This window comes from Comamonas sp. JUb58 (assembly GCF_004364775.1).
In the GTDB taxonomy this organism is placed as follows: Bacteria; Pseudomonadota; Gammaproteobacteria; order Burkholderiales; family Burkholderiaceae_C; genus Comamonas.
This window is the reverse complement of record NZ_SOAL01000054.1, coordinates 1-2,017: the sequence shown is the minus strand read 5'-3', so window position 1 is coordinate 2,017 and position 2,017 is coordinate 1. Positions and strand designations below refer to the sequence as shown.

Annotated in this window: 1 protein-coding gene; it reads left to right on the top strand. The window is 59.3% G+C overall.

Annotation, left to right across the window (positions count from 1 at the left end; translation table 11 throughout):
• Positions 1 to 7: 7 nt before the first annotated feature.
• The coding region (locus tag EDF71_RS24840; protein ID WP_279586308.1) for a hypothetical protein at positions 8 to 2,017 on the top strand (2,010 nt) is incomplete at its 3' end.

Genomic DNA, 2,017 nt, shown 5'->3' with positions numbered 1-2,017 from the left:
CAGAAAGATGGCGTATGACTTGCGCGGGGCGCCCACCAGCAAGACCGATGCATTGAACCGCACAACCAGCCTGGAGGTGGATGCCGCTGGCAATGTGACCAAGGCCACCAACCCGCTAGGCCACGCCACCCAAATCCGCTATGACGCCAAAGGCCGGCGCACCCATGTCATCAGCCCCATGGGCAACACCCAGGTCACACGTTACGACCAGCGGGGCCGGGTGATTGAAATCCTGGCGCCCGGTGAGACCGAAGGCGCGGGCCGCAGAACCGTCTATGACAGCAATGGCTGGCCGATTCAGTCGATCAGCCAAAGCGGTCTGGTCACGGAAACCACCTATGACGAGAGAGGCCGCATCCAAGCCACCAAAGACCCAGCGGGCAACACCACCAGCTATGAATATGGGGCAGATGACACCGAGCAGGCAGGGCTGCTGATAGCGACCCAGTTCCCCACGTACAAAGAGACCTACAAGTACGACCAGAGGGGCAGGCAAACGGCGACCACCCAGCACCTGGGTGGCGGAGAGAGCCGCACACAAAGCCAAACCTATGATGTGCTGGGTCAGTCCGTTGCGAGCACCGATCCTGCAGGCAAGACCACGTTGGTTGAGTACGATGCACTGGGCAGAAAGAGCCAGAGCACCGATCCCGCAGGGCAGACCACAAGGCAAAGCTGGAACGCCTTTGACCAGCTGACCAGTCTGAGTGATGCCAACGGCAACACCCACCGGTTCGAATACGACAAATCAGGACAGCAGACCAAAGAGACCCGCCCCATGGGCGGAGCCATTGCCTACCGCTACGACGCTGCCCACCAACTGATCTTGCGCACCGATGCAGGAGGCAATACCCGCAGCTACAGCTACGACGCGGCCGGCCGCATGACGCAGGTGCAACACCAGCTTGGCGGCACAACGCTCGATGAAAAAACCAGCTACCAGTACGACAACGACGGGCGCCTTACTGCCTACGAACAGCAAGATGGCAACGGCCAACTTGTCAGCAGCGCCAGCTACAGCCACGATGCGCAAGGGCGCACAGCACAAAGCCAAACCACCTATGGCAAGGTAGAAGGAGCAGGAAGCTTTAGCTTCACCACCGGCCAAAGCTTTAACAGCGACGGCCAACTGGCAAGCCACACCTACCCCGACGGGAGTACGCAAACCTATAGCTACGCGAAGGGGCAGCTCGCTCAAATCACGCTACCGAACAGCAGCGAGATCCGCTACCAAAACTACCAGTGGAATATGCCCACGGTTATTCAAACCCCAGGCGCTGCCAAATCCTTGGAACTGGATGCCCTGCAACGCCCCACCAGCATCCAGGTCAAAAACAGCAGCAACCAGATCCTTGCCAGCAAGGCCTACCAATACGACAAAGCCGGCAATATCTCCCAGATCGATAGCGACCTAGGCACCACCCAATATGGCTATGACAACCTGGACCGCCTCACCCAGGCGACGCCAGACCAAAGCCTGCAGGGCCTGGGCCTGCCCAGCGAGCACTATGGCTATGACGCCGTAGGCAACCGCACCAGCAGCGCACACCAGCCGGGCGCCTGGAGCTATAACGCCGACAACCAAATGGTCCGCTACCCTAGCAAAACGCCGTTTAGCCCAAGCCCTGCGGTAGACACCCAGGTGAGCTACACCCCGCAGGGTCATACCCAGCAAGAAACGAGTGGGCAGGAGAGCAAGACCTACCGCTATAACGCCGCCGAGCGGCTGATCACCTACGAGAGCAGTGATGGCACCCAAGCCCATTACCGCTATGACCCCTTCGGCCGCAGAATCAGCAAGAGCGGTACCAAAGAGGCGACCACGCAAGTGACCTACTTTGTCTACAGCGAGCAGGCGCTGATGGGGGAGCTTGACGAGGATGGCAAGCTGCAACGGGCCTATGGGTTCAATCCCGTTGCGGGGCAGCAGGGGGCGTGGAGTACGGATCCGGTTTGGCAGGCTGAGACTGTTAATAGTGATTTAGTGAATTCTCAAACGGGATATCACTATCTGCAT